General features: G+C 43.0%; 25 protein-coding genes. 20 read left to right on the forward strand and 5 right to left on the reverse strand.

Translation table 11 applies throughout. The annotated features are described in order from the left end of the window. Nucleotides 1-13 precede the first annotated feature (13 nt). Nucleotides 14-1,462 carry an aldehyde dehydrogenase family protein gene (locus FHS45_RS16640; protein WP_062439757.1) on the forward strand — a complete coding sequence of 483 codons (1,449 nt, stop codon included), beginning with the start codon at nt 14-16 and terminating at the stop codon, nt 1,460-1,462. A 51-nt stretch (nt 1,463-1,513) separates the two neighbouring features. On the opposite strand, the gene FHS45_RS16645 is transcribed toward FHS45_RS16640, so the two are convergent. Further along, entirely contained in the window at nt 1,514-1,771 is a 258-nt protein-coding gene (locus FHS45_RS16645) for a hypothetical protein (protein ID WP_062439754.1), read from the reverse strand. Nucleotides 1,772-2,066: 295 nt separating this feature from the next. Here FHS45_RS16645 and FHS45_RS16650 point away from each other — a divergent pair, with 295 nt between their 5' ends. The 12 genes from FHS45_RS16650 to lhgO all read left to right on the forward strand — a co-directional run bounded on the left by FHS45_RS16650 (nt 2,067) and on the right by lhgO (nt 15,008). Beyond that, nucleotides 2,067-2,846, forward strand: a complete 780-nt coding sequence (locus tag FHS45_RS16650) for a glutamine ABC transporter substrate-binding protein (protein WP_062439752.1) — start codon at nt 2,067-2,069, stop codon at nt 2,844-2,846. Between the two features lie 151 nt (nt 2,847-2,997). Beyond that, entirely contained in the window at nt 2,998-3,654 is a 657-nt protein-coding gene (locus FHS45_RS16655) for an amino acid ABC transporter permease (RefSeq protein ID WP_062439749.1), read from the forward strand. Further along, a complete protein-coding gene (locus tag FHS45_RS16660; protein WP_062440633.1) occupies nt 3,654-4,376 on the forward strand; it encodes an amino acid ABC transporter ATP-binding protein in 723 nt (240 codons plus the stop codon). The genes FHS45_RS16655 and FHS45_RS16660 overlap by 1 nt, the downstream gene beginning before the upstream one ends. 243 nt (nt 4,377-4,619) lie before the next feature. After that, a complete protein-coding gene (locus tag FHS45_RS16665) occupies nt 4,620-6,221 on the forward strand; it encodes an ATP-binding protein (protein ID WP_062439747.1) in 1,602 nt (533 codons plus the stop codon). Beyond that, a complete protein-coding gene (locus tag FHS45_RS16670) occupies nt 6,214-6,891 on the forward strand; it encodes a response regulator (protein WP_062439744.1) in 678 nt (225 codons plus the stop codon). Before FHS45_RS16665 ends, FHS45_RS16670 begins: the two co-directional genes overlap by 8 nt. Nucleotides 6,892-7,061: 170 nt before the next feature. After that, nucleotides 7,062-8,072: a tripartite tricarboxylate transporter substrate binding protein gene (locus tag FHS45_RS16675; protein ID WP_062440630.1), complete on the forward strand. Its 1,011-nt coding sequence runs from the start codon at nt 7,062-7,064 to the stop codon at nt 8,070-8,072. Between the two features lie 130 nt (nt 8,073-8,202). Continuing rightward, nucleotides 8,203-8,649, forward strand: a complete 447-nt coding sequence (locus FHS45_RS16680; RefSeq protein WP_243847164.1) for a tripartite tricarboxylate transporter TctB family protein — start codon at nt 8,203-8,205, stop codon at nt 8,647-8,649. A gap of 16 nt (nt 8,650-8,665) precedes the next feature. Further along, entirely contained in the window at nt 8,666-10,159 is a 1,494-nt protein-coding gene (locus FHS45_RS16685; RefSeq protein ID WP_062439742.1) for a tripartite tricarboxylate transporter permease, read from the forward strand. A 14-nt stretch (nt 10,160-10,173) separates the two neighbouring features. After that, nucleotides 10,174-11,604 carry a bifunctional 2-methylcitrate dehydratase/aconitate hydratase gene (locus tag FHS45_RS16690; RefSeq protein WP_062439738.1) on the forward strand — a complete coding sequence of 477 codons (1,431 nt, stop codon included), beginning with the start codon at nt 10,174-10,176 and terminating at the stop codon, nt 11,602-11,604. Further along, nucleotides 11,605-12,474: a methylisocitrate lyase gene (prpB, locus tag FHS45_RS16695; protein ID WP_062439734.1), complete on the forward strand. Its 870-nt coding sequence runs from the start codon at nt 11,605-11,607 to the stop codon at nt 12,472-12,474. A 335-nt stretch (nt 12,475-12,809) separates the two neighbouring features. After that, the gene (glaH, locus tag FHS45_RS16700) at nt 12,810-13,745 is read left to right on the forward strand and encodes a glutarate dioxygenase GlaH (protein WP_062439728.1); all 936 of its coding nucleotides are present in this window, start codon (nt 12,810-12,812) and stop codon (nt 13,743-13,745) included. A gap of 27 nt (nt 13,746-13,772) precedes the next feature. After that, nucleotides 13,773-15,008, forward strand: coding sequence for an L-2-hydroxyglutarate oxidase (lhgO, locus tag FHS45_RS16705; protein WP_062439725.1), 1,236 nt, complete (start codon nt 13,773-13,775; stop codon nt 15,006-15,008). Nucleotides 15,009-15,078: 70 nt separating this feature from the next. Here the strand turns inward: lhgO and FHS45_RS16710 are convergent, their stop codons facing one another. Together FHS45_RS16710 and FHS45_RS16715 are read right to left on the reverse strand one after the other, a co-directional pair. Beyond that, on the reverse strand, nt 15,079-15,384 hold the full coding sequence (locus FHS45_RS16710) for a DUF3870 domain-containing protein (protein WP_062439722.1): 306 nt from the start codon (nt 15,382-15,384) through the stop codon (nt 15,079-15,081). Nucleotides 15,385-15,406: 22 nt separating this feature from the next. Beyond that, a complete protein-coding gene (locus tag FHS45_RS16715) occupies nt 15,407-16,465 on the reverse strand; it encodes a DctP family TRAP transporter solute-binding subunit (RefSeq protein ID WP_062439719.1) in 1,059 nt (352 codons plus the stop codon). A 93-nt stretch (nt 16,466-16,558) separates the two neighbouring features. Between FHS45_RS16715 and FHS45_RS16720 the strand changes: the two genes are divergently transcribed. From FHS45_RS16720 to FHS45_RS16750, 7 genes are all read left to right on the forward strand, one after another. Then, nucleotides 16,559-18,160 carry an ATP-binding protein gene (locus FHS45_RS16720; protein ID WP_062439716.1) on the forward strand — a complete coding sequence of 534 codons (1,602 nt, stop codon included), beginning with the start codon at nt 16,559-16,561 and terminating at the stop codon, nt 18,158-18,160. Beyond that, nucleotides 18,157-18,846, forward strand: coding sequence for a response regulator (locus FHS45_RS16725; protein WP_062439714.1), 690 nt, complete (start codon nt 18,157-18,159; stop codon nt 18,844-18,846). Before FHS45_RS16720 ends, FHS45_RS16725 begins: the two co-directional genes overlap by 4 nt. A 177-nt stretch (nt 18,847-19,023) precedes the next feature. Continuing rightward, nucleotides 19,024-20,022 carry a TAXI family TRAP transporter solute-binding subunit gene (locus FHS45_RS16730; RefSeq protein ID WP_062439711.1) on the forward strand — a complete coding sequence of 333 codons (999 nt, stop codon included), beginning with the start codon at nt 19,024-19,026 and terminating at the stop codon, nt 20,020-20,022. 42 nt (nt 20,023-20,064) lie between these two features. Continuing rightward, nucleotides 20,065-20,553 carry a DUF1850 domain-containing protein gene (locus FHS45_RS16735; protein WP_062439708.1) on the forward strand — a complete coding sequence of 163 codons (489 nt, stop codon included), beginning with the start codon at nt 20,065-20,067 and terminating at the stop codon, nt 20,551-20,553. Between the two features lie 4 nt (nt 20,554-20,557). After that, the gene (locus FHS45_RS16740; protein ID WP_062439705.1) at nt 20,558-22,729 is read left to right on the forward strand and encodes a TRAP transporter permease; all 2,172 of its coding nucleotides are present in this window, start codon (nt 20,558-20,560) and stop codon (nt 22,727-22,729) included. Nucleotides 22,730-22,741: 12 nt separating this feature from the next. Then, nucleotides 22,742-23,632 (forward strand): fumarylacetoacetate hydrolase family protein, encoded by an 891-nt coding sequence (locus FHS45_RS16745; RefSeq protein WP_062439702.1) that lies wholly within the window; start codon nt 22,742-22,744, stop codon nt 23,630-23,632. A gap of 3 nt (nt 23,633-23,635) precedes the next feature. Next, nucleotides 23,636-24,427: an SDR family oxidoreductase gene (locus FHS45_RS16750; RefSeq protein ID WP_062439700.1), complete on the forward strand. Its 792-nt coding sequence runs from the start codon at nt 23,636-23,638 to the stop codon at nt 24,425-24,427. Between the two features lie 117 nt (nt 24,428-24,544). Here the strand turns inward: FHS45_RS16750 and FHS45_RS16755 are convergent, their stop codons facing one another. Beyond that, the gene (locus FHS45_RS16755) at nt 24,545-25,375 is read right to left on the reverse strand and encodes an STAS domain-containing protein (protein ID WP_229717934.1); all 831 of its coding nucleotides are present in this window, start codon (nt 25,373-25,375) and stop codon (nt 24,545-24,547) included. 82 nt (nt 25,376-25,457) lie between these two features. Next, complete coding sequence (pepT, locus tag FHS45_RS16760; RefSeq protein ID WP_062439687.1) at nt 25,458-26,690, reverse strand: peptidase T; 1,233 nt, start codon at nt 26,688-26,690, stop codon at nt 25,458-25,460. Nucleotides 26,691-26,720: the final 30 nt, after the last annotated feature.

Genomic DNA, 26,720 nt, shown 5'->3' on the forward strand with positions numbered 1-26,720 from the left:
AGGTGGTGTTGAAATGCATACCAAAGTGAAAGCAGTAAAGATGCTGATCGGCGGAGAATGGGTCCATTCGAATCAAACATTTGAGGTGGTTGACCCTCAAAATAATCGTCCAATCGCTTCAGTACCTTTGGGGAGCAGTAAGGATATGCTTACCGCGATTGAAAAAGCAGAAGAGGCTTATATGAAAACGGCAGTCTGGCCAACCCACGAACGGATTCGAGTGTTATCGGAAGCAGCTAATTATATGAAAGAAAATGCAGAGGATTTTGCCAGAACAGTTGCTTCGGAAGGAAGCAAAACAATCAATGAAGCTCGTGGGGAAGTGAAGCGGGCTATCCAGACGATTCAGATTAGTGCCGAAGAAGCGCGCAGGATCAACGGGGAAACGATTAATTTTGACCAAAATGAAGGCAGTGAAAACCGTGTCGGCTATCATTACAGGTTTCCGGTAGGGGTTGTCGGTGCGATTACCCCATTCAATGATCCACTGAACCTTGTCGCCCATAAAGTCGGACCCGCAATCGCAGCCGGGAATGCTATTGTTGTCAAACCAGCATCTGTCACTCCGCTTAGTGCTTTGATGTTAGCGGAAGCTTTCGTCCACGCTGGATTGCCAGATGGATTCTTATCCGTGGTTACTGGTTCAGGACGTGAAATCGGTGAAACACTCGTCACTCACCCTTCTGTTAAAGTTTTATCCTTTACAGGCGGCCCGGATGCCGGGAAGAAGATATCGGAACAGGCAGGCCCTAAAAAAGTGAGCATGGAGCTTGGATCCAATTCTCCTGTAATCGTATTGAACGATGCTAACCTGAACGATGCGGTTCAATCCTGTGTCTCCGGTGCTTTCTCTGCAGTCGGCCAAAACTGTATCGGGGTTCAGCGAATCTACGTTCAAAAAGACGTTTACTCCCGCTTCCTTGATACGTTCATCAGTCGCACGTCTGAATTAAAGGTCGGAGATAAAATGGATGAACTGACGGATGTCGGTCCGATGATTAATGAACGGGAAGCCAAACGAGTCGAAAGCTGGGTGAACGAAGCATTAATGAAAGGAGCAAAGCTCCATACTGGCGGCAAACGAGAAGGAAGCTACTATTATCCTACTGTTTTAAGTGATGTACCAAAGACAGCCAAAATCGCATATGAGGAAATATTCGGGCCAGTTGTCCTGATCACTCCTGTTGCAAACCTGCATGAAGCCATTGAGCGTTCCAATGATGTGGATTACGGCTTGCAGGCAGGGATATTCACTTCTGATATCAATCATGCTTTCCATGCAATCAAAGGTTTGAATGTCGGTGGTGTCATGATTAATGACAGCAGCGATTACCGGATTGATGCCATGCCGTTTGGCGGTGTCAAAGGTTCTGGCATTGGGCGCGAGGGTGTCCGGTACGCTATTGAATCGATGACTGAACCAAAAGTTGTCTGCTTCCGGTTACAGGAAAATTTATTATAAAGTATAAAGCCGCCTGGTTCTCCAGGCGGTTTCTTTCTGTCACATCCCTATCTAACTCTTTGAATGAATGGCTTCTAATGCTTTATGTTTATCTTCCCTTTTTACATAAAACTTATATTCATTGCCATAATTATTACTCGTTACGCCTGTATTACCTGATAAGTGAACATTGGAGGCTACACGGTACTTAATGGAAGACGATTTAAGTTTGGAAACGACTTTATAGTATTCTTTCAGACTGAATGTAGAATAGATAAATGTTTTTTTGCTTGAAATCAAGTAATCGATCCAGTTAACCAGGAAGTTCATTCTATCACTCCTTGCAATTTTATAAGTACTTAGTTCTATAAATATGGTGAAAAATCCTAGTAAAATACTAGAAAAATGTTAGTTGATATAGTTTACAGGTTATCGTCAAATTGTAAATCTTTCGTAAACAGTAGTAATACGTAATAATTGGCTGCAATTATTAGCAATCAACCGAAAAAGTTATAAAAATCACTAATTTTGCATAAATATGACATAATATTCATTATTCAGAAAATTTTATTTAATCGTGACTTTTGAGATAATTAATTACGCACATAAAAAGGGGGACAAGAAAATGAGAAAAGGAAAAGGGTACTTATTTATACTGACAATTGTATTATCCGCTCTACTATTAGCTGGTTGTAACACTGGCGATGCAACGGAAAAGTATACAGTTGCGACAGATAATAACTTCGTTCCATTTGAATTTTTGAACGAAGAAACAGGTGAGATGGAAGGGTTCGACATCGATCTGATCAAAGCGATTGCTGATGAAGCTGGCTTTGAGGTGGAGATCGAGTCTATGAAATTTGATGGGGTAGTCAGTGGAATGCAGTCCGGCCGTTATGACATCGGAATTGCAGGGATGACTATTACAGAAGAACGTAAAGAAACAATCGACTTTTCAGATCCGTACTACGATGCAGGTTTGATGATTGCTGTTAATAAAGATAATGAAGAGATAAAGTCGGAAGATGATCTGGCAGGTAAAAAAGTAGGTACTCGTTCCGGGACAACCAGTGAAGAATATATTAAAGCAAACCATCCGGATGCTGATCTTGTAACATTCCCTGGTATTGTAGAAGCATACATGGACTTGGAGTCCGGCCGTCTGGATGCTGTTATGTATGATGTTCCGAACGTACAATATTATGTCGCCAATGACTCTGCAAAACTGAAAACTGTCGGAGATATTCTGCAAGGGGAGCAATATGGTATTGCATTCCCTAAAGATTCCGAGCTGGTTGAAGATGTTAACCAGGCGTTAGAAACGATCATAGAGAATGGTACGTACGATGACATCTATGAAAAATGGTTCGGTGAGCGTAAATACGGCACAGAATCCTCTGAATAATAGACAAGTCACCAAGAAGTCATAGCTGATCTTAAAAGCGTAGCAAGTGATTAGCTTGTTGCGCTTTTATTTTAGTCTAGGAAATTATAAAATCTTCTTTTTGTAGTCAATTTATATGATGCACAAAACGTAGAATAAGGAGCGAACATTCATGGATTTTATTACGCAATCCCACTATTACCGGGTTATGCCCATGCTGCTCGAAGGGCTGGTATGGACATTATTGATTACAGGTATCGGATTGATCTTCGGTTTTATCCTCGGAGCTATCTTCGGTTTTGCCCGTCTTTCTAAAAGTAAAATCATCTACGGTATTGCGACTGTCTATGTGGAAGTCGTCCGTGGAACACCGATTCTTGCACAAATTCTCTTCATCTATTTTGGTCTTTCCGATTTGTTAGGAGTTAATATTGATAAAATAACTGCTTCTATTATAGCTATTGCTATCAATGCAGGAGCCTACATCGCCGAGATTGTTCGTGGTGCTGTCTACTCGATTGATAAAGGGCAAGAGGAAGCAGGAAGATCTATCGGTCTGACTCGTAACCAGACGATGCGCTACATTATTTGGCCGCAGGCTTTCAGAAGAATGATTCCACCGCTTGGTAACCAGTTTGTTATCAGCTTGAAGGATACCTCGCTTTTCTCCGTTATTGCCGTAGGGGAGCTGCTATATATGGGGCAGCAGTATTACGGTGCGACCTTTGCCGCTTTTGAGGCTTTGACGATGGTTTGTATCATGTACCTAGTCATCACTGTGCCGACAGCGGTTTACTTGAGAAGGGTAGAAAGGAGACTTGACGTATGATGATCAGCGTTAGAGATTTGCATAAATCATTTGGTTCCGTTGAAGTATTGAAAGGAATTAATGCAGAAGTTAAAGAAAAAGAAGTAGTCTGCGTTATCGGGCCATCCGGTTCCGGAAAAAGTACGTTCCTTCGATGTCTGAATTTACTGGAAGAGGTGACTTCCGGCGATGTTCTGATTGAAGGCACAAACCTTACGGATCCGAAAGTTAATATTAATGAAGTACGCTCCCGGGTCGGGATGGTATTTCAGCATTTTAACCTTTTTCCACACAGAACGGTCATGGAGAATATCACCCTTGGGCCTATTAAAGTTAAAGGACTGAGCAAAGACGAAGCAAAGAAAGTCGCATTGCCTTTGCTGGATAAAGTCGGACTAAGCGATAAAGCCGATGTTTATCCGGAGAGCTTGTCAGGGGGGCAAAAGCAGCGTGTCGCCATTGCCCGTTCACTTGCGATGGAACCAAGAATCATGCTGTTTGATGAACCGACATCAGCCCTTGATCCGGAACTGGTGGGGGATGTTTTAGCTGTAATGAAGGACCTTGCCAAAGAAGGCATGACCATGGTGGTCGTTACACATGAAATGGGCTTTGCCCGGGAAGTTGGCGACAGGGTATTGTTCATGGATGAAGGGATTATCATGGAAGAAGATATACCCGAAAATCTCTTCGGAAACCCGCAGAACCCACGGACGCAGGAGTTCTTAAGTAAAGTATTATAAAAAGAAAGATTGTGTTTGGTGTTTTGCCGTGGTATAGTAGTTGAGCGATGAGCTAATTTGCGTAAGACGACAGGATTTGCTTGCATAAGCTAAACGATGAATGTGGTCATCGGTCCTTCGCCGCAAAATGTGAAAAGCCTTCCCATATCAGGGGAGGCTTTTTTTTATTTTCGCTTCAACCCTGTCCTGACATGTTAAAATAAACTAAAATAAAAGCGCTTTACGTAAAGGAGTTCTCTCATCATGACTAGCCGTTTCCATGTTTCCTTACAAACAAAAATCCTTGGGCTGGTAATCACATTAATTGTTTCGATTATCATTATACTCTCTGGAGTGTTTGCATATTGGGAAAAGCAGGAGACAGAGGAAAAAATGGGCCAGCTGGCACTACAGGCTGCGACTACACTTTCTTTTATGCCGACCATCAAAGAGGCATTTAATAGGGATGATCCAGCAGAGATTATACAGCCGATAGCGTTAAGCGTACAAAAAGAGATAGGTGCAGAGTTTGTCGTCATAGGGAATCAGGATAGTTTTCGTTATGCGCACCCTGACCCTTGGAAAATCGGGAAACAAATGGTTGGCGGAGATAACGATCGTGCTTTGAAAAATGGTGAATATTATATCTCAAAAGCAGAAGGTACATTAGGGCCGTCGCTGAGGGGCAAGGCACCTATCTTAGATGATGATGGAGATATCATCGGGATTGTGTCCGTCGGCTTTTTGATTGATGATATCAACTCAGCTGCCTTGCAGAAATTTATGGATATCGGTGGTATTTCTATTGCAGTTCTTCTTCTCGGCACATTTGGAAGTTTTATGCTGGCTAGAAGTATACGGAAGGACACGATGGGGCTTGAGCCTTTCCAGATAGCCTCGCTGTACCGCGATAGGGAGGCTGTTCTTTCTTCGGTGAAGGAAGGAATCATTGCAATTGATCATCAAGGCCTCGTTACGATGATCAATCAATCAGCAAAAGCTATGTTGAATATAGAGGAAGATACGAACAAGAAACCAATCGAAGATATATTACCGAATACTCAAATGCTTCGTGTCCTGGAATCCGGCATGCCTGAACATAATGAAGAAATGATTCTGAAAGACCGGGTCATCATTGTCAATCGCACACCTATTCTCGAGAATGACAACGTCGTCGGGGTAGTTGCCAGTTTTCGAGACAAGACAGAGGTAAGAGAAATGGTTAATGCTCTTTCTGAAGTGAAGCGGTATTCTGAGGACTTAAGGGCGCAAACCCATGAATTTACCAATAAAATGTACGTTTTGCTTGGCCTGCTTCAATTAGGAAATTATCAGGAAGCTGTAGATTTGATAGAAAGCGAGTTTCAAACTTCCCAAAATCAAAACCGTATCTTATTTGATCAAATTCAAGATGATACGGTACAGGCTATTCTGTTGGGGAAAATAAGTAAAGCGTCGGAACAAAAAGTAGAGTTCTCAATTGATAGTGAATCATCTCTTCAATTAATTCCAAAACATATCAATCGTTCTAAGCTGGTAACGATATTAGGTAATATCATTGACAATGCCTTCGAAGCGGTAAGTAGTCAGGAAGAGAAAAAGGTGAGTTTCTTTGCAACTGATCTCGGCAGTGATATTGTTTTTGAAATTACAGATAATGGACCTGGCATCTCTGACTCTATAATGCCGTATTTGTTCATGAGAGGATTTTCCACTAAAAAAGGTCAAAACCGAGGTTTTGGATTAGCGAACGTGAACGAAATTGTAGAAGAACTTGGTGGGACGATGGAAATCAGCCAGACATCCAGTGAGGGAGCAATGTTTTCAATATTCATACCTAAAAAGGGAGGTGGCTTCAATGATTAAGGTAGTGATCGCGGAAGATGATTTTCGGGTGGCACAGCTCCATGAAAAATTTTTAAGTGAAATAACAGGATTCCAAGTAGTCGGAAAAGCATTGAATGGAAAGGAAACTCTTGAACTCATAGCTGACGAACAACCAGATTTATTATTATTGGATGTCTATATGCCAGATAGGCTGGGGACGGAATTGCTGCATGATGTTAGAGAGCTTTCTCCTACGATAGATATCATTATGATCACAGCTGCCAATGATAAAGCAATGATTGAAATAGCTTTGAAATATGGTGTTATCGACTATATCATTAAGCCGGTTTCTCTTGACCGCTTCAAAAAAACTATCCATGATTATCAAGAAAAGCAACAAATGATAGACTCGACGGATACCTTCGATCAGGATATGGTAGATCAATTGATTGGCAGCAGGAAGAATACTATCCCTCCGAATGAAAATATGCCAAAAGGAATAGATCCACTTACCCTTGATAAGGTGAGAAGCATGCTTGCAGAAGCTAAAGACGGTCTGACCGCCGAACAGGCAAGTGATCAGATGGGGGCGTCCAAAACTACTGCCCGGCGCTATTTGGAGTATTTGATTTCTATAGAAGAAGGAAAGGCAGAAATGCGGTACGGTAAAGTAGGAAGACCAGAAAGAAAATATTACTTGCATACCTGACTAGCCACCGTGAAAACGGTGGCTGTTTTTTGTATAACCTCATAAATTTTATGTGGTTTATTTTTTTATTGCCTTTAAAACAGAATATTTTGAAAACGGTTACAAAACCATTTCTTTCTTTTACCATGAAGTTAATGAAAGATTACAATTTGAAAGGGAGAGATATTTACATGAAGAAATTATGGATGATGGCTATTTTATCATTACTTGTATTTGTAGTAGCTTGCGGCGATCAAAGCGCTGATTCAGAAGCGGATTCTGGAGAAGGCGGAGGTGACTGGGAGCCAGAGCAGAATATAGAAATTGTAGCTCCTAGTGGCGCTGGTGGCGGCTGGGATACAACAGCCAGAAGTGTCGGTAAGATTATGGAAGAGGAAGGTATTGTAGATACAGATATTGGTGTTGTCAATAAGCCTGGTGGCGGAGGCGCTGTAGGCTGGTCTTACATCAATAGCACGAATGATCCGCACAATTTATTCGTATCGTCTCCTCCATTAATATTTGTTCCGTTAAACGGGCAGTCAGACTTGTCCTATGAAGATTTCACACCACTATCCAATATGATTGCAGACTATGGTGCATTTGCTGTTTCTGAAGATGCCGAGTGGGACAACCTCAATGATTTGTTTGACGATATGAAAGAAGATCCTTCGAGCGTAACGGTAGTTGGAGCATCTTCACCTGGTTCCATGGATCACATGCAATTCGTTAAAATCGCCAAGGCGGCGGGTGTGGATATCCAGGAAATCAAATATGTTTCTGAACAGGAAGGCGGAGCGCTTACACAGATTTTGAATGGAAGTGCCGACGTTTATTCCACAGGTGTAGCTGAAACAGTGGAACAAGTAAAAGCAGGGAAAATTAAAGTTCTAGGTGTCACTTCAGAAGAAAGACTGGATGGAGATGTCTTATCTGATTTTGAAACTGCTAAAGAACAGGGAATCGATGCATCCTTCGTTAACTGGAGAGGGTTCTTCGGTCCGAAAGACATGGATCCTGCAGCAGTTGCTTATTATGAAGAAAAATTCAAGGAAGTCAGCGACTCTGATAAATTCGCAGAGCTTCGTGACCAGTACGGATGGGACGAAATGTACATGAATAGTGAAGAATACCAGGAGTTCCTAAAAGAACAAAATGACGAATTAGGAAGCCTGCTGGAAGAGCTGGGCTTAGGTCAATAAACAGAACATGCGAGTTTGTTTACTTAAGGGTCTGACTACTTTCATGCCGCCCAAATGGCGGTTCAGGAAGGCAGACCCTTCTCTTGCAAACTCGAAATCTTTTATGAAGGTGATGCATGTGCTTAAAACGATGAATCAAAAAATTAGTGTCTTTCTCATACTGTTTGGAATCGGTTATCTGTATTTAAGTTACAACTTGAAGGAATACCCATATGTTCCTGTGGATTCCGATCTTGTGCCGAAAGCGCTTGGGTACCTCCTGGTTGGATTAGCCGTATTGCTTTTCTTTGACAAGTCCTCCGAAACGGAAGAACAAAAGAAAAAACGCAGCGTGCCCAAAAAAGAATTGATGGTCATACTTGCAGTCGGAGGAATGATCTTTTTATATATTTTCTTATTTGAAATAGTCGGGTTCCTGATAGCTACGGCATTGTTTATTTTCTTCTGTTCCTGGTTCCTGGGTTATAACAGATGGGTGAGCAATTTATTGGTATCACTTATTTTTCCTTCCGTTTTGTATTATCTATTCAACTATTTATTACAGATTCGTTTACCACAAGGAATATTACCATTTTAAAAGGTGTTGGTGAAAAATGGGTGCATTAGACGGCCTGATGCAAGGCTTCCAAGTTGCATTTAGTTTACAAGGAATCATGTTCGTTTTGATTGGCGTTGTAACCGGGACATTAATTGGAATGATGCCTGGTTTGGGACCGATCAGTGCTATTGCTATCATGATTCCAGTCACATATGGAATGGATCCTTCCACTGCTTTGGTGATGATGGCTGGGGTTTATTATGGCGCTGTCTTTGGCGGTTCAACCTCTTCAATTTTATTAAACGCGCCGGGGATTTCAGGTACAGTAGCAACCGCATTCGATGGCTACCCAATGGCGCAGCGGGGAGAGGCTGGTAAGGCACTGGCAATTGCAGCTATCTCCTCTTTCACAGGAGGAACTGTTTCGGTGGTTCTATTGATGTTGTTCGCGCCAGCTCTCGCACAGGTAGCAGTTTCGTTTGGTCCCCCGCAGTATTTTGCCTTGATGTTTCTAGGACTTACTGCAATCTCAAGTCTATCGGAAGGTTCGACGATTAAAGCATTGATATCAGCTACGTTAGGTTTCATAGCAGCTACGATTGGGATGGATGCCCAGACAGGGACTACCCGCTTTACGTTTGGAACCCCTAATCTTATTGAAGGTATCGACTTTCTTGTCATAGCTCTTGGACTTTTTGCCATTGCAGAAGTCTGTTTCTTAATCATAAATCGAAAAGACAAATCGTTAAGCAAACAAAGTGACATCGGCAATTTGAAGTTGAGTAAAGAAGATCTTAAAGAAATGAAAGGACCGATGACCAGACAATCTTTCTTAGGTTTCATTCTTGGTGTGCTCCCAGGCGCCGGTGCAACAATTGCGTCATTTATCGGTTATATTACTGAAAAAAGGATAGCCAAGAAGCCGGAAGAATTCGGGAAAGGCTCGGTAAGAGGAGTGGCTGCACCGGAAACAGCCAACAACGCTGCTACGAGCGGTGCATTCGTTCCGTTGCTAAGTTTAGGTATTCCTGGCTCTGGTACTACTGCCGTCATGCTGGGGGCATTTCTGGTTCTGGGCATTCAGCCTGGTCCACTGCTAGTACAGGATCGTCCGGAAGTTTTCTGGGGGATTATTGCCAGTATGTATATCGGAAACGTATTTTTATTGATTCTTAACTTACCATTGATCCCTTATATCGCAAAAATATTGAAGATATCCCGGCCGATGCTGATCTCTCTTGTCATCATTTTCAGCTTAATTGGTGTATATTCTATCAGCTTCAGTACATTTGACCTTTATTTATTACTCATTTTTGGGGTGATCGGCTACTTGATGCGCTTGTTTTCATTTCCTGCAGCCCCATTCATACTTGCCTTTATCCTGGGCGGAATGATGGAACAGGCGTTGCGACAGGCGTTGACCGCATCGGGTGGCAATCTGGCAATCCTTGTTTCTGATCCTATTTCCATTTCCTTATTGATTGTCAGTGCCTTGTCATTTGTCGTGCCACTAATAAGAATTCGCAAAAAAGATGTTACACAAGATTAAGAGGTGAAAGGAACATGCAAGTATTTGATGAAGTAATTGAAGAAATCGCTGCTTACGTGACAGAAGAACAGCAATTCAGTGAAGAAGCCTATCGTAATGCCCGCTATGTTTTGCTGGATTCCGTCGGGTGTGCGATTCTTGCACAGAAATATCCAGAGTGTACAAAACACTTGGGTCCGATTGTACCAGGGATACAGACACCTAATGGTGCGCGCGTTCCCGGGACCTCTTATGAATTGGACCCTGTCCAGGCTGCCTTCAATATCGGGTTATTAATTCGCTGGCTAGATTATAACGATACCTGGCTTGCAGAGGAATGGGGGCACCCATCCGATAATCTTGGAGGTATATTAGCTTTAGCGGACTATCTTTCTCGCAAACGTCTGTCAGAAGGCAAAGATCCTTTGACTATGAAAGAAGTGCTCTACCGTTCCATCCAGGCACATGAAATCCAGGGGATTCTGGCCTTAAGCAATAGCATGAACCGACAGGGGATCGATCATGTGCTTTTCGTTAAAATTGCAACCACTGCAGTCGCTGCAGCCATGTTAGATGGCACGAAACAACAAGTGATGAATGCTGTCAGTAATGCATGGATTGATAATGGAAGCTTGAGGACTTACCGTCATTTTCCGAATACGGGATCCCGTAAATCATGGGCAGCAGGTGATGCGACCAGTCGTGGAGTCCGCCTTGCATTAATGGCGGTGAAAGATGAAATGGGCTATCCGACAGCACTCAGTGCTAAAACATGGGGATTTCAAGATGTCATGTTAGGGGGAAAAGATCTGACACTTTCCCGTAAAATGAAAGATTATGTGATGGAAAATGTTTTATTTAAAATATCTTTTCCAGCTGAATTTCATGCTCAAACTGCTGCCGAATGTGCCATCCTATTGCACGAGCAAGTGAAGGAAAGAGTGGGTGAGGTGCAAGAGATCGTTATTGAAACGCAGGAATCAGCCAAGCGGATTATCGACAAGACAGGGGAATTGAATAACCCGGCTGACCGTGACCATTGTATCCAATACATCACCGCTGTGGGACTGCTGTTAGGAAAACTAGAAGCCGACCATTATGAAGATGATTTTGCACTGGCTAATCCTGAGATTGATCAGCTTCGAGAAAAAATGAAAGTGGTAGAATATGCTGACTATACCGAAGAATATCTGGATCCTGATAAGCGCTCAATCGCTAACGCTGTGACGGTTCACTTTAATGATGGAAGCAAAACAGAAAGGGTGGAGATACGCTATCCAATCGGCCACCGTGAGCGAAGGAGAGAGGGCTATCCTCTATTAGAAGCTAAGTTTCTTAAAAATATGGAAGTTCGATATACAAAAAAACGGACGGAGCATCTATTAAATCTTCATAACGAGGAGAAACTTCCAGATAAAGAAGTCCATGCGTATTTCAAGGAACTTGTAGAGCAGGGGGGATTGTAGATGTCATGGATGATGGACGAGCGAACAGGGCAGAAGGAATTGAGTACATCATTTCGAAACCAGATGAAGAACAAGGAATTAATGCGGCTGGTGGGCGCTCATCATGGATTATCAGGTATCATAGCAAAAGATGTTGGTTTTAATTCCCTTTACTTATCGGGAGGAGCATTATCTGCAAGTAAAGGGCTGCCTGATATCGGATTAATGACTCACGAAGAACTAGTTCACAAGTCAGAAGAAATTATCGATGCTACAAACTTACCATTGCTCGTTGACATCGACACTGGCTATGGAGAGGCTTTTAACGTAGCAAGGCTGGCCCGTGATTTAGTAAAAGTCAGGGTAGCCGCTGTCCAGATTGAAGATCAGGTTTTCCCGAAGAAGTGCGGACATTTGGATGGCAAGCAATTGACAGCTAAAGAAGAAGTAGGAGAAAAGATACGTTTGATGAAACAAGCAGAACCCGACTTGGTCATCGTCGCACGTACCGATGCGTTAGCGGTCACTGGCAGGGAAGATGCTATTGATAGAGCAAAATACTATATGGAAGCTGGAGCGGATGCCATTTTTCCTGAAGCCGTGCGAACAGATGAAGAAATGAAATATTTTGCTTCCCGGCTGGATGTTCCATTGCTTTTCAATATGACCGAGTTTGGTAAAACCCCTTATAAGACGGCTGAAGAAATTGCTGCACTTGGATTCTCAATGGTGATCTATCCTGTTACATCACTACGCGTAGCTGCCAAAGCTGTGGAGCGTGTGTATCGAACTATCTATGAAAAAGGAACACAGCAAAGTATGCTTGAAGATATGCAGACCAGGAAAGAGCTATACCAGGCGATCGACTATGAAAAATACGATGAGCTTTAAAGGTTACAAAAGTGTACGCGCTCTTAACAATTACTATAAGTATAGTGAAAAAGTTAATTATATTATTGACAGAAAATTTAGATTCCTATATAGTAGATAACAGAAAGCAACCTTTAGAAAGGTCTCCCCTTTCAAAGCCGGTTTGCTAATTTATCACTAATGTTCAAATAAATAAGTGACTGTCAAAACTGCCAGAGCTCTGAGCGCCAGAGCACCCACGCAGTTTAGAAGCCAGTATTTTTCCTTGAAATTAAGGGACAATACTGGCTTTTTTTAATCGCTGAAGGGCCCGTCAGCAGCCAAAAACTATTAAAAATATCAGGAGGTTTTTAACAATGTGTGCGATGGATCTACAAAAAGGTAAATTAGAGCTTCAAACTGGAAAAGGTTATAAGGTGGAGCAGCATCCGGACCACCACCGTCTCTATCATATTGAATTTGAAAGCGATGTCATTGATAAATTCGTAGCAGACTTAAAGGATGTCAGTGATGAGCAGCTGGAATATGTTCCATATATGCGTTTGATGGCGGCTGATAAACTGGTAGAGTTAGTAGGAGAAGAGTTTGTACAGACAATCCGTGGTATTCTTCATGACCGTAATACAGGCGGGTTTACCATTGGGCTGCAGGGCCGGACGAAAGACGATCAGGATTATGTGAAGTTTTCTACGGCACTGACCCATCTTGTCGGTACGCCGAACTTCGATGCGATGTCAGGTAAGTACTACGCACGTTTTACGGTAAAGCATACAGATGATAGTGATTCCTATCTTCGCCAGGCATACCGGACGTTCACATTGCACACCGATGGTACCTATGTCGATGAGCCGACGGACTGGCTGCTGATGATGAAGTTCGAGGAAGAAAATGCCGTTGGCGGACGCTCCCGTTTGCTTCATCTAGATGATTGGGAAGAGATGGATTATTTTTATAATCATCCGATGGCAAAATATAAATTCACATACAAAGCGCCTGCAAGTAAAAACGTCTCAGAAGATATACTGCGCCAGACTTTCTATGAGCATAATAATGGTCCTTGCATTTGTTTCATCGACCAGTTCGTATACCCGGAAACTATCGATCAGGCAAAGTATCTAAAGGACTTGTCCCATTCCATGGAAAATTCGCCGGCCACAATCGGTCTTGATCTTCCGGAAGGCGACTTGATCATGCTGAATAACCACTTCTGGCTGCATGGCCGTGAAGCGTTCGAAAAAAATACGGAATTGCATAGAGAATTGCTGCGTCAGCGAGGAAGATTCGCAGAGTAAGCGTTGGATGAGGAGGGAGTAGTCAGCATGTATGATTTCACCATAATCGGTGGGGGAATAGTCGGATTATCTACCGCCTATTCTCTTACTAAAAAATATCCGGCTGCCAAAATAGCCGTCATAGAAAAAGAACAATCCTGGGCGAGTCATCAGACTGGCCGCAACAGCGGGGTCATCCACTCCGGTGTCTATTACAAGCCAGGGAGCATGAAAGCCAGACTAGCCAAGCAGGGCGCCGCTTCCATGGTAGCGTTTTGTAAAGAGCATAGTGTCGATCATGAGGTTTGCGGAAAAGTGTTGGTGGCGACCGAAGAGGAAGAGCTGCCAAGAATGGAAAAGCTATATAAGAACGCACACCAGAATGGCATAAATGCTACTTGGCTAAGTCGGGAAGAACTGCTGGAAATCGAGCCCCACGTCAACGGGAAAGCGGCCCTGAAGGTGCCGACAACAGGGATCGTCAACTATAAACAAGTAACCGAGACGTTGGCGAGGTTAGTAGAAGAAGCAGGGGTAGATTTGCTGCTTGGTACGAAGGTATTAAATATTGATGAATCATCCCGGGAGGTATTTATCGACACGGATAAACAGACTATCCTGTCCCGTTTCTTGGTCAACTGCGCCGGGCTTCATAGTGACCGCCTGGTAAAGATGGCTAAGATACAGACAGACGTGAAAATCGTACCATTCCGCGGCGAGTATTTCACGTTGAAAGATGATAAACGCCACCTTGTGAAAAACCTGATATATCCGATTCCGAACCCGGATTTCCCTTTTCTTGGCGTCCATTTAACCAGGATGATTGATGGCAGTATTCATGCGGGTCCTAACGCTGTACTGAGCTTCAAACGGGAAGGGTACCATAAAACAGCCTTTCACCTGAAAGATACGCTGGAGACGATTACTTTTCCTGGCTTTTGGAAAATGGCGGGCAGTAACTTACAGGAAGGCTTGAAAGAGATGGTGCGATCTTTCCATAAACAAACCTTTGTCAAAAGCCTGCAGCGACTTGTCCCGGAAATTCAGGTGGATGATGTAGTACCTACTCATGCGGGGGTAAGGGCACAAGCGATGTTGAAGGATGGTCGTCTCGTGGATGATTTCTATATCATCCCAGGGAAGAAGTCGATCCATGTCTGTAATGCGCCTTCACCGGCCGCTACGGCATCCTTAGAAATCGGGAAAGAAATTGTTCACCGGATCCCTCCTCAGGACCACTTGAAGGCGACAAATGAACTGAAGCCAAGTCTTGTCACGAATTAAGCTGTTTCGTTTCAACACATTGATATCGGAAGAATTATATACTAAAAAACCGCTCACAAGGAGCGGTTTTTTAGTCGTGCATTTGATACTGTTTATAGGAATCTTTTAAGGCAGCTGCAATAGCATTGCCTGCTTTCCCTCGATAACCGTTTTCCAGCTGTTGCAAAGGCTCATCCAACCCTTCCTTGAGGCTGTACCCTTTTAACAGATTTTTTACGTATTCTCTGCCGTGATCGGTTGCCAGTGTGCAGGACGCGTCCACAATGACCCCGTATTTTTTATCGATTTCCAGAGTCAGCGTCAAGGATTCCGAAATATGATTGGCTGCAATTCCAGTTGGTAACTTCGAATGCCCGGCTACAAAAATTGTATTCATGTTTTCTCCTCCTACAAGCTAGTTAATTACTGTATTTATCCTTTAATTTATATATTTTCTTCATTAACTTTGAGCCTACCATCGATTCTGTTTCTTCATAAATCGGACGGAGCCGCTGCTCCCATGCTTCCTGTTGCGTTTGTGTCAGGTAATCAATCTGCAGGTTCTCTTCCTGCCTCAATTTTCTTGTAGACTCGTCGTTCATTTCAATGGAGTGGCGTCGAACCCAGTTCGTGGTTTCTGTCATCGCTCCTTCGATGATTTCTCTATGTTCGTCAGAAAGGTTGTTCCAAAACGCTTCATTGATCAATACGGCATACCCAAGGTAACCATGGTTACTGATAGTCATATAGGACTGATCCTGAAATAACTTTTTTGAATAAATATTGGAAGCAGTGTTTTCCTGGCCGTTGACGAAGTCCACTTCAAGATTACGATATGTTTTATTAAAAGGAAGTTCACTGGTACTGGCGCCTAATTGTTCGAACTGGGACTCTATGACAGGACTAGGCATTATCCGGAAATGGAGACGATGAAAATCCTCGGGATTTAAGATTGGGTGGCTGCTATTGGTAACTTGTTTGTAACCATTATACCAAAAGGTCAATCCTTTGATGTCATCCTGTTCAAGGTCACTGAGCAGTGTTTCCCCGATTTCCCCCTGATAGGCCTCCTCTATAGCTTGATAGGAAGGGAAAGCGAATGGGAGGTCGAGAACTTGCCATTTCGGAAAACGTTTCGTTAAATTAGAAGTGGCAGGTGCAATCATTTCCACCCGTCCCTCTCTCAGTGCTTCATACTCATTCTGATCACTATAGAGCGTGCCGTTGGAATGCACTTGGATTTTAATTTCCCCGTTGGTACGTGATTCTACAAGAGATGCAAATCTTCTGGCTGCCATTCCTTTCGGGGTATTCTCTGCCACTACATGACTGAATTGGATGACAATCTTATCTTTGATCCCTTCCTGCTCATCATCATATTCCAGAGAGCTGGAGGCATTACTCAAATCGAATCCGAAAAACAGGGCAGTGAAAATTCCGGTAATGATAAAAGCCGTAATCGTGATGACTGTGCGCAATCCTGCCACCTCGCTCGTAATCGTTTTCAATAGTGTAACACACTAAAGAATAAATGGTACACTAGGTATAGCCTGATGGAAGGAAGGTTCCTCATGACACTCAAGCATATGCCTATCCGCTGGAAAATCACCATCCTGTCATTTGGGGTCGTTCTTTTTTCGATTCTGATCGGTGGGATTATTGTAATTGGAAATACGATTGAATCAAAAGAAGATGCGTTGGGAGAACACGCCATGATCACCGGGCGGACGGTCGCCAACCTTCCTGATATCAAAGAAAATTTGACAGAACCAGCCGGCTGGACAAAAATAAACCCCATTGTAGAACGGATTCGAACCGTGAACGATGCGGACTATATTGTTATTTTGAATATGAACAGGATTCGATATTCTCACCCCGTTGCTGATCAGCTAGGTACCGTATCATCCGGTAAAGATGAAGGTCCTGCCTTTGCAGAACACAGCTATACCGCTAAAGCGCAAGGGGAGATGGGGACGGCTATCCGTGCGTTCGTTCCCATTATGAGTGAGAATCACGAACAAATCGGAGTGGCAATTGTTGGGAATATCCTTCCATCCGTTGGTGAAATTTTAAATGATATAAAAAAAGAAATTCTATTTGTTCTTTTTTTAACTGCCTTATTCGGGGTGATCGGTTCCTGGCTGCTTGCCCGTCATTTGAAAGACCAGACTTTTCGACTGGAGCCTTATGAAATTGTACAGCTATTAGTAGAAAGAACAGCAACTTTCCAGGCAATGAATGAAGGGATAGTCGCAATCGATAAGAACGGAAGCATATCGATTCTTAATGATAAAGCGAAACAAATTCTTGATATAAAAGGAGACCGGATTGGCGATCCAATTCAATCTGTTGTGCGTGAGACCAAATTATTAAAAGTATTACAGGAAGGGGCTCCTGTCTATCATGAAGAAATGCGGGTCGGGGACAAGTTGATTATGAGTACCCGCGTACCCATCCGTGTGGAGGATGAAATCGTAGGTGCTGTCGCAGTTTTCCAGGACCGGACAGAGGCAACGAAGCTTGCTGAAGAATTAACTGGTGTGAAAGCCTTTGTCGATGCACTACGGGTACAGAACCATGAACATTTAAATAAGCTTCATACAATTGCAGGACTGATTCAATTGGACAAAAAGGAGCAGGCGCTGGAATTTGTATTTGACGCTAGTGAAAAACAAGAAGAATTATCCCGGTTTTTGATTACGAAAATGAAAGATTACAGTATTTCCGGACTTCTGCTCAGTAAGGTGAGCCGGGGGAAAGAAATAGGGATAGAGGTTTCCATTGATGAAACCAGTGAATTGAAAAGTTATCCCCCGTTACTGGACAAACATGATTTTGTACTGATTTTAGGAAACTTAATCGAAAATGCCTTCCACTCCTTCCATGGTATCAAACGGGATCAGAAATGGGTGGATATCTCCATCAAACAGGATGATACCGTCTGTTCCATAGCAGTGGAGGATAATGGAAAAGGAATTCCAAAAGAGAAAAAGAATCATATTTTTGAGAAAGGCTACACCACGAAAGGGGAAGGTGGTTCAGGCTATGGTTTGTATCTCGTCCATAAAACAGTGGAAAAAGGACAGGGTGAAATAGAAGTTATTTCTCAACCAGGGGAAGGGACGAGCGTCTTGTTGATATTTCCGATGAACTTGAAGGAGGAAAAAGCATGACATCACCCGTGATAAAAGTTTTGTTGATTGAAGATGATCCGATGGTTCAGGAAGTAAACAGGCAGTTCATCGAACGCGTCCCTGGATTTCAAGTGGAAGCAATCGCTTCTGACGGAGAAGAGGGAATGGAGCTCACCAGGAAAATTAAACCAGACTTGATTGTGTTAGATATTTATATGCCTGAAAAAGATGGGATGGAAACGCTGGAACAGCTTCGAGGGGAACAGCTGGATATAGATGTCATTGTAATTACAGCTGCCAAAGATAAAGGAACGATTAAAAAAATGCTGCAGCGGGGCGCGACGGACTATATAGTCAAACCATTCAAGTTCGAACGCCTGGAGCAGGCGCTGACTCGCTACCGGGACCTGCATCAACGTTTTTCCGGTGAGGGAGAGCTGGCCCAGAAGCAAATTGATGATGTCCTGACAGGCACCAAACCGTTGCCATCTTCCCCGAAAGAACTACCCAAGGGATTGAATGAACAGACGCTGGAGCAAATAACGGTTTTCTTAAGGGGGCAAGAGGAAGCCCTTTCTGCAGAACAAGTTGCAGATGGGATTGGCATTGCCCGTGTAACAGCAAGAAGGTACCTGGATTATTTGAAAAATATCGGGGAAGTCGTCCTTGATATTCAGTATGGCGGTGTTGGACGCCCTGTAAATCGATATAAAATCAATCATTAAACAGGCTTATCTCATTTGGAATGAGGTGGCCTTTTTTATTTTCCTTCTTTAAGGAACTCGAGGGTAATAATATAGTGACCAAAATGACCAAAATGTCCAATATGGTCATAATATTCAAAAAATGAGATGTAAGCGGTAACATGTAATTAGTTTATATTTCGAAATGGGGGTTTTTATATGATAAAGCGATTATCATTTATTTTTACTTTAGCAATTGTCATGCTGTTGGCTGCTTGTGGTGGTAATGATGAGGCGGATGGTTCGGAAGGAGATTCCGGTGGTTCTGGTGAACAATCAATTGTATTTGGTACAGGTGGTACATCCGGAACCTATTACCCGATCGGCGGAGCATTGAAGCCTATTTTTGAAGAAAGTGATCAAATTGGCAATGTTACGGTGGAGTCCACTGGTGCTTCCGTCGCCAACATTCAGAACATTCAGGATGGATTGAACCAGATGGCAATTATCATGAGTGATGTAGGATATGATGCGATTGAGGGTACTGGGCAATTCGATGGTGGCTCTGTTGATGTACAAGCAATGGCTGGCATGTATCAGAATGTTGTCCAAGTAGTTGCTTTGAAAGATAGTGGGATTGAATCCATCGAAGATTTAGAAGGTAAAAAAGTCGGTGTTGGTAAGGTGGGTTCCGGAGTAGAACAAAGTGCGAAGAAAGTATTGGAGTCTGTGGGAGTGACTTACGACGATTTATCTAAAGTGACGCATACTGGCTACGCTGACAGTGTACAGGAAATGAAAAACGGAAATCTGGATGCGGCATTCTTTACATCCGGAGTACCAAACAGTAATATCACTGATTTGATGCAGCAGACGGACATTAACTTTGTAGAAATCAAAGGGGATACTGCTGAAAAACTGATGGAGAAATATCCATTCTATAAAGAATATACGATTGAAGCAGGCAACGAAGCTCAATATGAGTTAGAAAATAAAGTAGAAACAGTAGGTATTCAAAACATGATTATCGTTTCTCCTGATCTAAGCGAAGATGTCGTCTATGACATGACAAAACGATATTACGAATATCTGGGAACAGATGAAGTTGCAGTCGGAGCACTTAAACAATTAGAGCGTGATGAAATTGCTAAAGACTTAATTGCACCTCTTCATCCGGGAGCAAAGAAATTTTATGAAGAACAAGGAATTTTGGAGTAAGCAAAAAGGGCATCGATTTGGTGCCCTTTTTAAAATAGTCCGATGAAACGAATCATCATTTTACTTGCTGCTTGTATTATCCTCCTGCTTCCGGTGATGACGTTCTACACGATTCCTGTACTGAAAGTTTCTGGAGAAAACGAGTTGGAAAAGGTGCTATATCTTCAGAAGGATAAGGACTTTTCGATTCGGTGGACCCATTCTGTTGAAAATGAGGAATGGGAAGAGTTCTTTAAAGTGGAAGAAGGTCAAATTGTCCTTGACTCGACAAGGTTCAAAACATTTGGGGCCGGGGTGCCAAGTGATACTGGTGAGGATACATTTATTAAAGACGGCTGGGTCTACATGACAGACATCCATCAGCCGATAGGCATGGAACTGGTGACGAGAACAGGAAAAACAACGGATCATCGTGTCATACGTGGAGACGAGGTCTGGCAGATGAGAGCTTCTCAATCCTATCGTTTCACAGTGGAAGAAGCAAATTTGCTCCATGCCATCGGTTATTATATAGCTACTAGAATGAGGTGAGCGTATGGGGAAGAAACAGAAAAAATCAGCAGAAGATTATGACCGCGAAAGTACAGTGAGGACAGGAATCACAAAGCCGATAGCACTCGTAATTTCTATTTTGGCAATTTCCTTATCACTGTTCCATTTATATACTTCCTATGCTGGATCGCTTGTTGATATCAAGCAGCGGAGTATTCACTTATACACATTAATGACACTTGGTTTCTTACTATATCCATTTGTTCGCAGCAAAGGAAAACCGGGCAAGTCGGTTCCTTTCTATGATTATTTCACTGCTGCACTATCACTCGGTGTCGGTATTTATATGTTTTTTACTGCAGAACGAATTATAGAATCGGGAGGGCGTATCAATGATACGGACTTCTATATTGGTTTACTTATCCTATTTTTATTATTCGATATTACGCGCAGGGTAACAGGATGGGGCTTGGCATTATTAGCTCTAGGTTTCCTGATTTATGGGTTCTATGTAAAACTCTCAATTTATCCTGAATTGACATCACCTGTCGTTTTAAGTGTATCGAAGCAAATCATCGGACAACTCATTTTTATTACGGAAGGGGTACTTGGCACAGCGATTGGTGTATCAGCCAGTTATATCATCCTATTTATACTATTCGGGGCATTTTTAGGACGATCCGGAATGGGTCAGTTGTTCAATGACCTAGCCTTAGCTGTTGCGGGACATACGAAAGGTGGTCCGGCAAAAGTCGCTGTCATCTCCAGTGGATTCCTTGGCTCGATCAATGGTTCCGCAATTGCAAACGTAGTAACTACGGGTGCGTTTACAATTCCGTTGATGAAGAAGATTGGCTATAAAAAGAATTTTGCTGGTGCTGTGGAATCGGCAGCTAGTGTCGGTGGACAGATTCTCCCGCCAATCATGGGAGCAGCTGCCTTTATCATGGCGGAAAACCTGAACGTAGCTTATACCAAAATTATTCTGGCTGGTATCATTCCGGCACTGCTATTCTATGTCGGAATATTACTGCAAGTCCATTTTCGAGCTTCAAAGCGTGGCCTGCAGGGGATGCCAAAAAGTGAACTGCCAAGGTTGAAAGCAGTCATTGCCAAACGCGGGCATTTAATCATCCCGATGTTGATTTTGTTGTACTTGTTGTTTTCAGGAAAGACACCTTTTTATGCGGCTTTCTGGTCCATCATCGCAACCGTGGTGATTGCCGGTTCGAGGCAGATGGTACCGATTATAACTGGTATTTCCTTGTTCCTGATTTTTCAGCCTCAGCTGACTGCCCTTTTCAGTGGCGGAGCTATGCCAAAGGTGCGCAGTGATTGGTGGGAATTACTCTTGATTATTGGTATTCCTTTGGCTATCAATCTATGGAGAAAATGGCTGAAGCTTGAAGCCGATGAAGTAGGCGTGAAAGACGCGCTTAAAGCTTTGGAGGATGGAGCGAGAACCACGGTTCCTGTTGCGATTGCCTGTGGGGCTGTAGGTATTGTTGTAGGTATTGCCTCTTTGACAGGAGTGGCTTTGGAAATTGCCAACAGCATCGTCAATATCGGCAGTGCTGTAAACAGTCCATTGATCCAGCTGATCATCACCTTATTCCTGACAATGATCACTTCTATTATCCTTGGAATGGGTCTGCCTAGTATCCCGACGTATATCATTACCAGTACAATGGCAGCACCAATCCTATTGCAGCTTCCACTGTACAGGGAACTTGCAGGGTCTACGGAAACAGCTACATTCGTTGCTCATATGTTTGTGTTCTATTTTGGTATTTTTGCTAATATTACGCCGCCTGTCGCGCTGGCCGCATTCGCAGGGGCCGGGATAGCAGGAGGAAATCCGAATCAGACTGGATTCCAGGCGATGAAACTAGCGATTGCCGGGTTCATCGTACCATTCATGTTCGTGTTCTCGCATGAAATGCTGATGATCGATGCTAACTTTATGAATATTATTGTTATCACCATCACTTCGTTAATCGGAGTATTCTTATTATCGATCATGACGGAAGGTTACTTTATGAAAGAGGTACCGGGTTGGCTGAGGGCTGTGTCCGGTGCAGCAGCACTGCTATTGATCTACCCTGGCATCTGGACAGATTTGATTGGTTTGATCGTATTCTCATATGTACTATTTACCAATTTTAAAAACACACCAAATCTGCCATCGAACCAGACCGTAGAAGCAGGCAAGTAAAGGGGGAAGGCTATGCGTTTTGCAACGATAGAACATGGGGAACAGGAAATCGCAGCTATTGTGGATGGTGAGCGTCTGCTCACTGTCCAATCTATCAATGATGTGCTAGGTACAGCTTGGCCGATAGGGCTGTATGAATTGATTAATGAAGAAAAACTATCTTCCCTGAGAGATTGGTGGAACGAAAGAAGTGAAGATGAGAAAAAGGATTTTGAATCTCACTATCTAGCAAGTGAAGAAGCTGTCTATCGGCCACTTTATCGCCATCCACGAAAGATTTGGGGGATCGGTCTTAATTTTGTCGACCATGCTTCTGACTTAAATGAAAAAGTACCAAGCACGGAACCAGCCAGTTTTATGAAACCAGAAACCACTATCATCGGTCACAACGATAACATCCAGTTACCTGTGCAGTCAGAGCGTACAACAGGGGAAGCAGAATTAGGTGTGATCATCGGAAAGGAATGCAAAAATATTTCCGAGTCAAATGCGAAAGGTGTTATTGCCGGTTATACTACCGTCATTGATATGACCACAGAAGACATTCTGCAGCGCAATCCTCGCTATTTGACACGCTCGAAAAGTTTCGATACTTTTTTCAGTTTCGGTCCAGAATTTATTACTACGGATGAAGTAGCCGATGTATTTGCTTTAGAAGTAGCGACAATCATTAATGGCGAATGTCATCGAAAAAACTCCGTAAGCAATATGACTTTTAATCCTTATTATCTCGTGGCTTTTCATTCCCAGGTAATGACACTACAGCCAGGTGATATCATTTCCACAGGTACTCCAGGAGCAGGGGTTATCCGGGACGGAGATGTGATTGAATGCGAGATTGATGGATTCTGCAAACTGAAAAATAATGTAGTAGACTTGAAGAAACGAAAGGAAAGGGTGTAGGACTTGGACTATCAATTACAAGGAAAATCAGTGATCGTGACTGCTTCAAGTAAAGGCTTAGGTAAAGCGACAGCACTGGAGTTCGCAAAAGAAGGAGCCCATGTATTAATTTCCAGCAGGAATGAAGAAGAACTACAGGCCGCTAAAAAAGAGATTCAGGAAGTTAGCGGGAATAACCATGTCGATTATGGGGTCTGTGATGTCACAGATGCTTCGCAGATTAAACAACTGATTCAAAAAGCGGTGGATTGGAACGGGACCGTAGATGTGTTGGTCAACAATGCTGGCGGCCCGCCAGCAGGCACCTTTGATAAGTTTACGGATGAAGACTGGCAGGGGGCATTCGAGTTAAATCTGCTTAGCTTTGTCCGGACCGTCCGGGAAGTACTTCCTTCCATGCGGGAGCAGCAAAGCGGAAGAATCGTCAATATCGCTTCGTCTTCGATCAAGCAGACATTGGATAACCTGATTTTGTCCAATACGTTTCGTGCCGGCATCGTTGGTCTATCGAAATCACTATCCCAGGAGCTTGCTGGTGATAATATCTTAATCAATACGGTAGGACCAGGAAGGATAGCAACCGATAGAGTTGCCCAGTTGGATGAAAAAAGAGCAGAAAAGCTGGGAATTACAGCTGAGGAAGTAAAGCAGCAAACGGAACAGTCGATCCCGATCGGCCGCTATGGGGAACCGGAGGAATTCGCAAGAGCAATCGTATTTCTGGCTTCAGGAGCGAATACTTATTTGACCGGTCAGTCACTCGTTGTTGACGGCGGACTGGTAAAAGCACTCTAGCTACTTGGACTAAACTTTAAGCTAGACGTTATACTCTAAAAAAGGTCAGCATGCTGTCTAAACAGCTGCTGACCTTTTTGATCCCATATTAATCAACTAAAGTTCAGTTTTTCAAGGTTATTTTTCTTCCATGGCATTTGCAAGGGAAGATTTGATTGTGACATCCTCAAACGCAATACCAAGTTGAATGGCTGTTTGGGCGATTTCCGGACGCATACCTGAAATCATTGGTTTGATGCCAAGCAGTTGTAAGGATTGAATCAAATTAGAAATCTGGTGAGCTACCAGTGTGTCAATCGTTGCTACACCCGAGAGGTCAATATACAATTGACTAATCCCTATCCTGGAACAATTATGAAGGGTATTCTCCAGGATAACACCAGCGCGTTCACTATCAATCTCTCCAATCAGTGGGAGCAGCGCCCGCTTATCGTCCAAGGCGATGACTGGAGCACTCAATTGTTGAATGATATCCTCTTTTGCTTTCAATAATTCTTTGGAGTTTCTATTCGCGCCTTCGACGAACATCAGGATAGCAGTATCGAACCCTGTGATGATCAATTCATTCCAGCTATCCATATCCTCTTGTGTTATGTTATGTTCAGTTTCTGTTACAAACCTTTTTAAGTATTTGAGATAGAGCATACGCACTCGCATAAATTCACGTATGACGTAGTTGCTGGGTGTATTCAAGTGGTTTTGATCGGCAGCAATTTCAGATGCCCATTCATCAAAAACTTCCGCCCACTCTTCTTCAGTTTTAACAAAAATTTGAGTGAAAAAATGATGGAAGTCATAATTCTGTTTTTTTAATCTTTCTACTACTTCCGGTGTACGAATGGCATAGATGGAAGCAGGGTCATTTTCTTCGATTGTGTTATACCACTCTTCCGTTATTTCTTTTGCATGCTCTAAAAAATATTCGCGTAGTGCTTCATTTTTTGACAATTTACACTCCCCCAAATTGGTTGGTATTCCTATTACCTACTACCCGTACAGTGGAAGATTTACACGTGCAATTGAAGGATATCTAAGCCTGTTTCTCAAAAAGGCGAGATATTTCTACAATTACATGTACAGCTTTTTCCATATTATCAACCGAGATGTACTCATATTTTCCATGAAAGTTTTCTCCACCGGTAAAAATATTCGGCGTTGGCAGACCCATATAAGATAACTGGGAACCATCTGTACCGCCACGGATGGGCCGGACAAGCGGTTCAATATCTACATTTTTCATTGCTTGATAAGCGGTGTCGACGATTTCTTTAACAGGTTTGATTTTATCTCCCATATTGTAATATTGATCTTCCATCTCTAAGAGTATTCGTTCTTGCCCGTGCTTTTCCTTCATCTGCTCCGTAATGGTGATTATATTTTCTTTTTTTGTTCGAAATGCGTCCTTATCAAAATCACGGATAATATAAGTTAACTCTGTTTTTTCCACATCGCCATGCATAGAAACGAGATGATAAAAGCCCTCATACTCTTCTGTGTACTCTGGTGCTTGATCCACTGGAAGATGAGAGTGGAATTCCATTGCCAGTTTGGTGGAATTAATCATTTTTCCTTTAGCAGTGCCAGGATGGACGCTGTTCCCCAAAAAAGTAATTCGGGCGCCAGCAGCATTGAAGCTTTCATACTGCAGCTCCCCCAGGGGTCCGCCATCGACCGTATAGGCAAAATCAGCCTGGAATCGTTCTACATCAAATCGATGGGGGCCGCGTCCAATTTCTTCATCAGGGGTAAAAGCGATCCGGATATCTCCATGCTTGATTTCTGGATGCTCGACCAGATAGTGCATGGCTGTCATGATTTCCGTGATTCCTGCTTTGTTATCTGCGCCAAGCAAGGTCGTTCCATCCGTCGTGATAAGTGTATGACCTTTATAACCGATTAGCTCAGGGAAATATTCCGGTGATAAAACTACGTTATGTATATCGTTCAGTGTGATCGAATTACCGTCGTAATTCTCTACTACCTGTGGGTTGACGTTTTTACCAGTGAAGTCCGTGGCAGTATCAAGGTGAGCCAGGAATCCAATGGTCGGAACGTTTTTATCGGTGTTGGAAGGCAAAGTCGCCATCACATATCCGTGTTCGTCAATAGTCACACCCTGCATACCGATTTCTTTTAGTTCTTCCATCAGGATATTGGCAAGCGTCAGCTGCCCTGGGGTCGAAGGGCACTCTGGGTTGCTGGCATCGGATTGGGTGTCTATTTTGGCATAGCGGGTGAAGCGGTCGATCAACGTATTTTTCATAAAACGGCCTCCGTGTTTTTAACCATTATA

This window comes from Thalassobacillus devorans (assembly GCF_011761345.1).
GTDB classification, from domain to species: domain Bacteria; phylum Bacillota; class Bacilli; order Bacillales; family Halobacillaceae; genus Thalassobacillus; species Thalassobacillus devorans.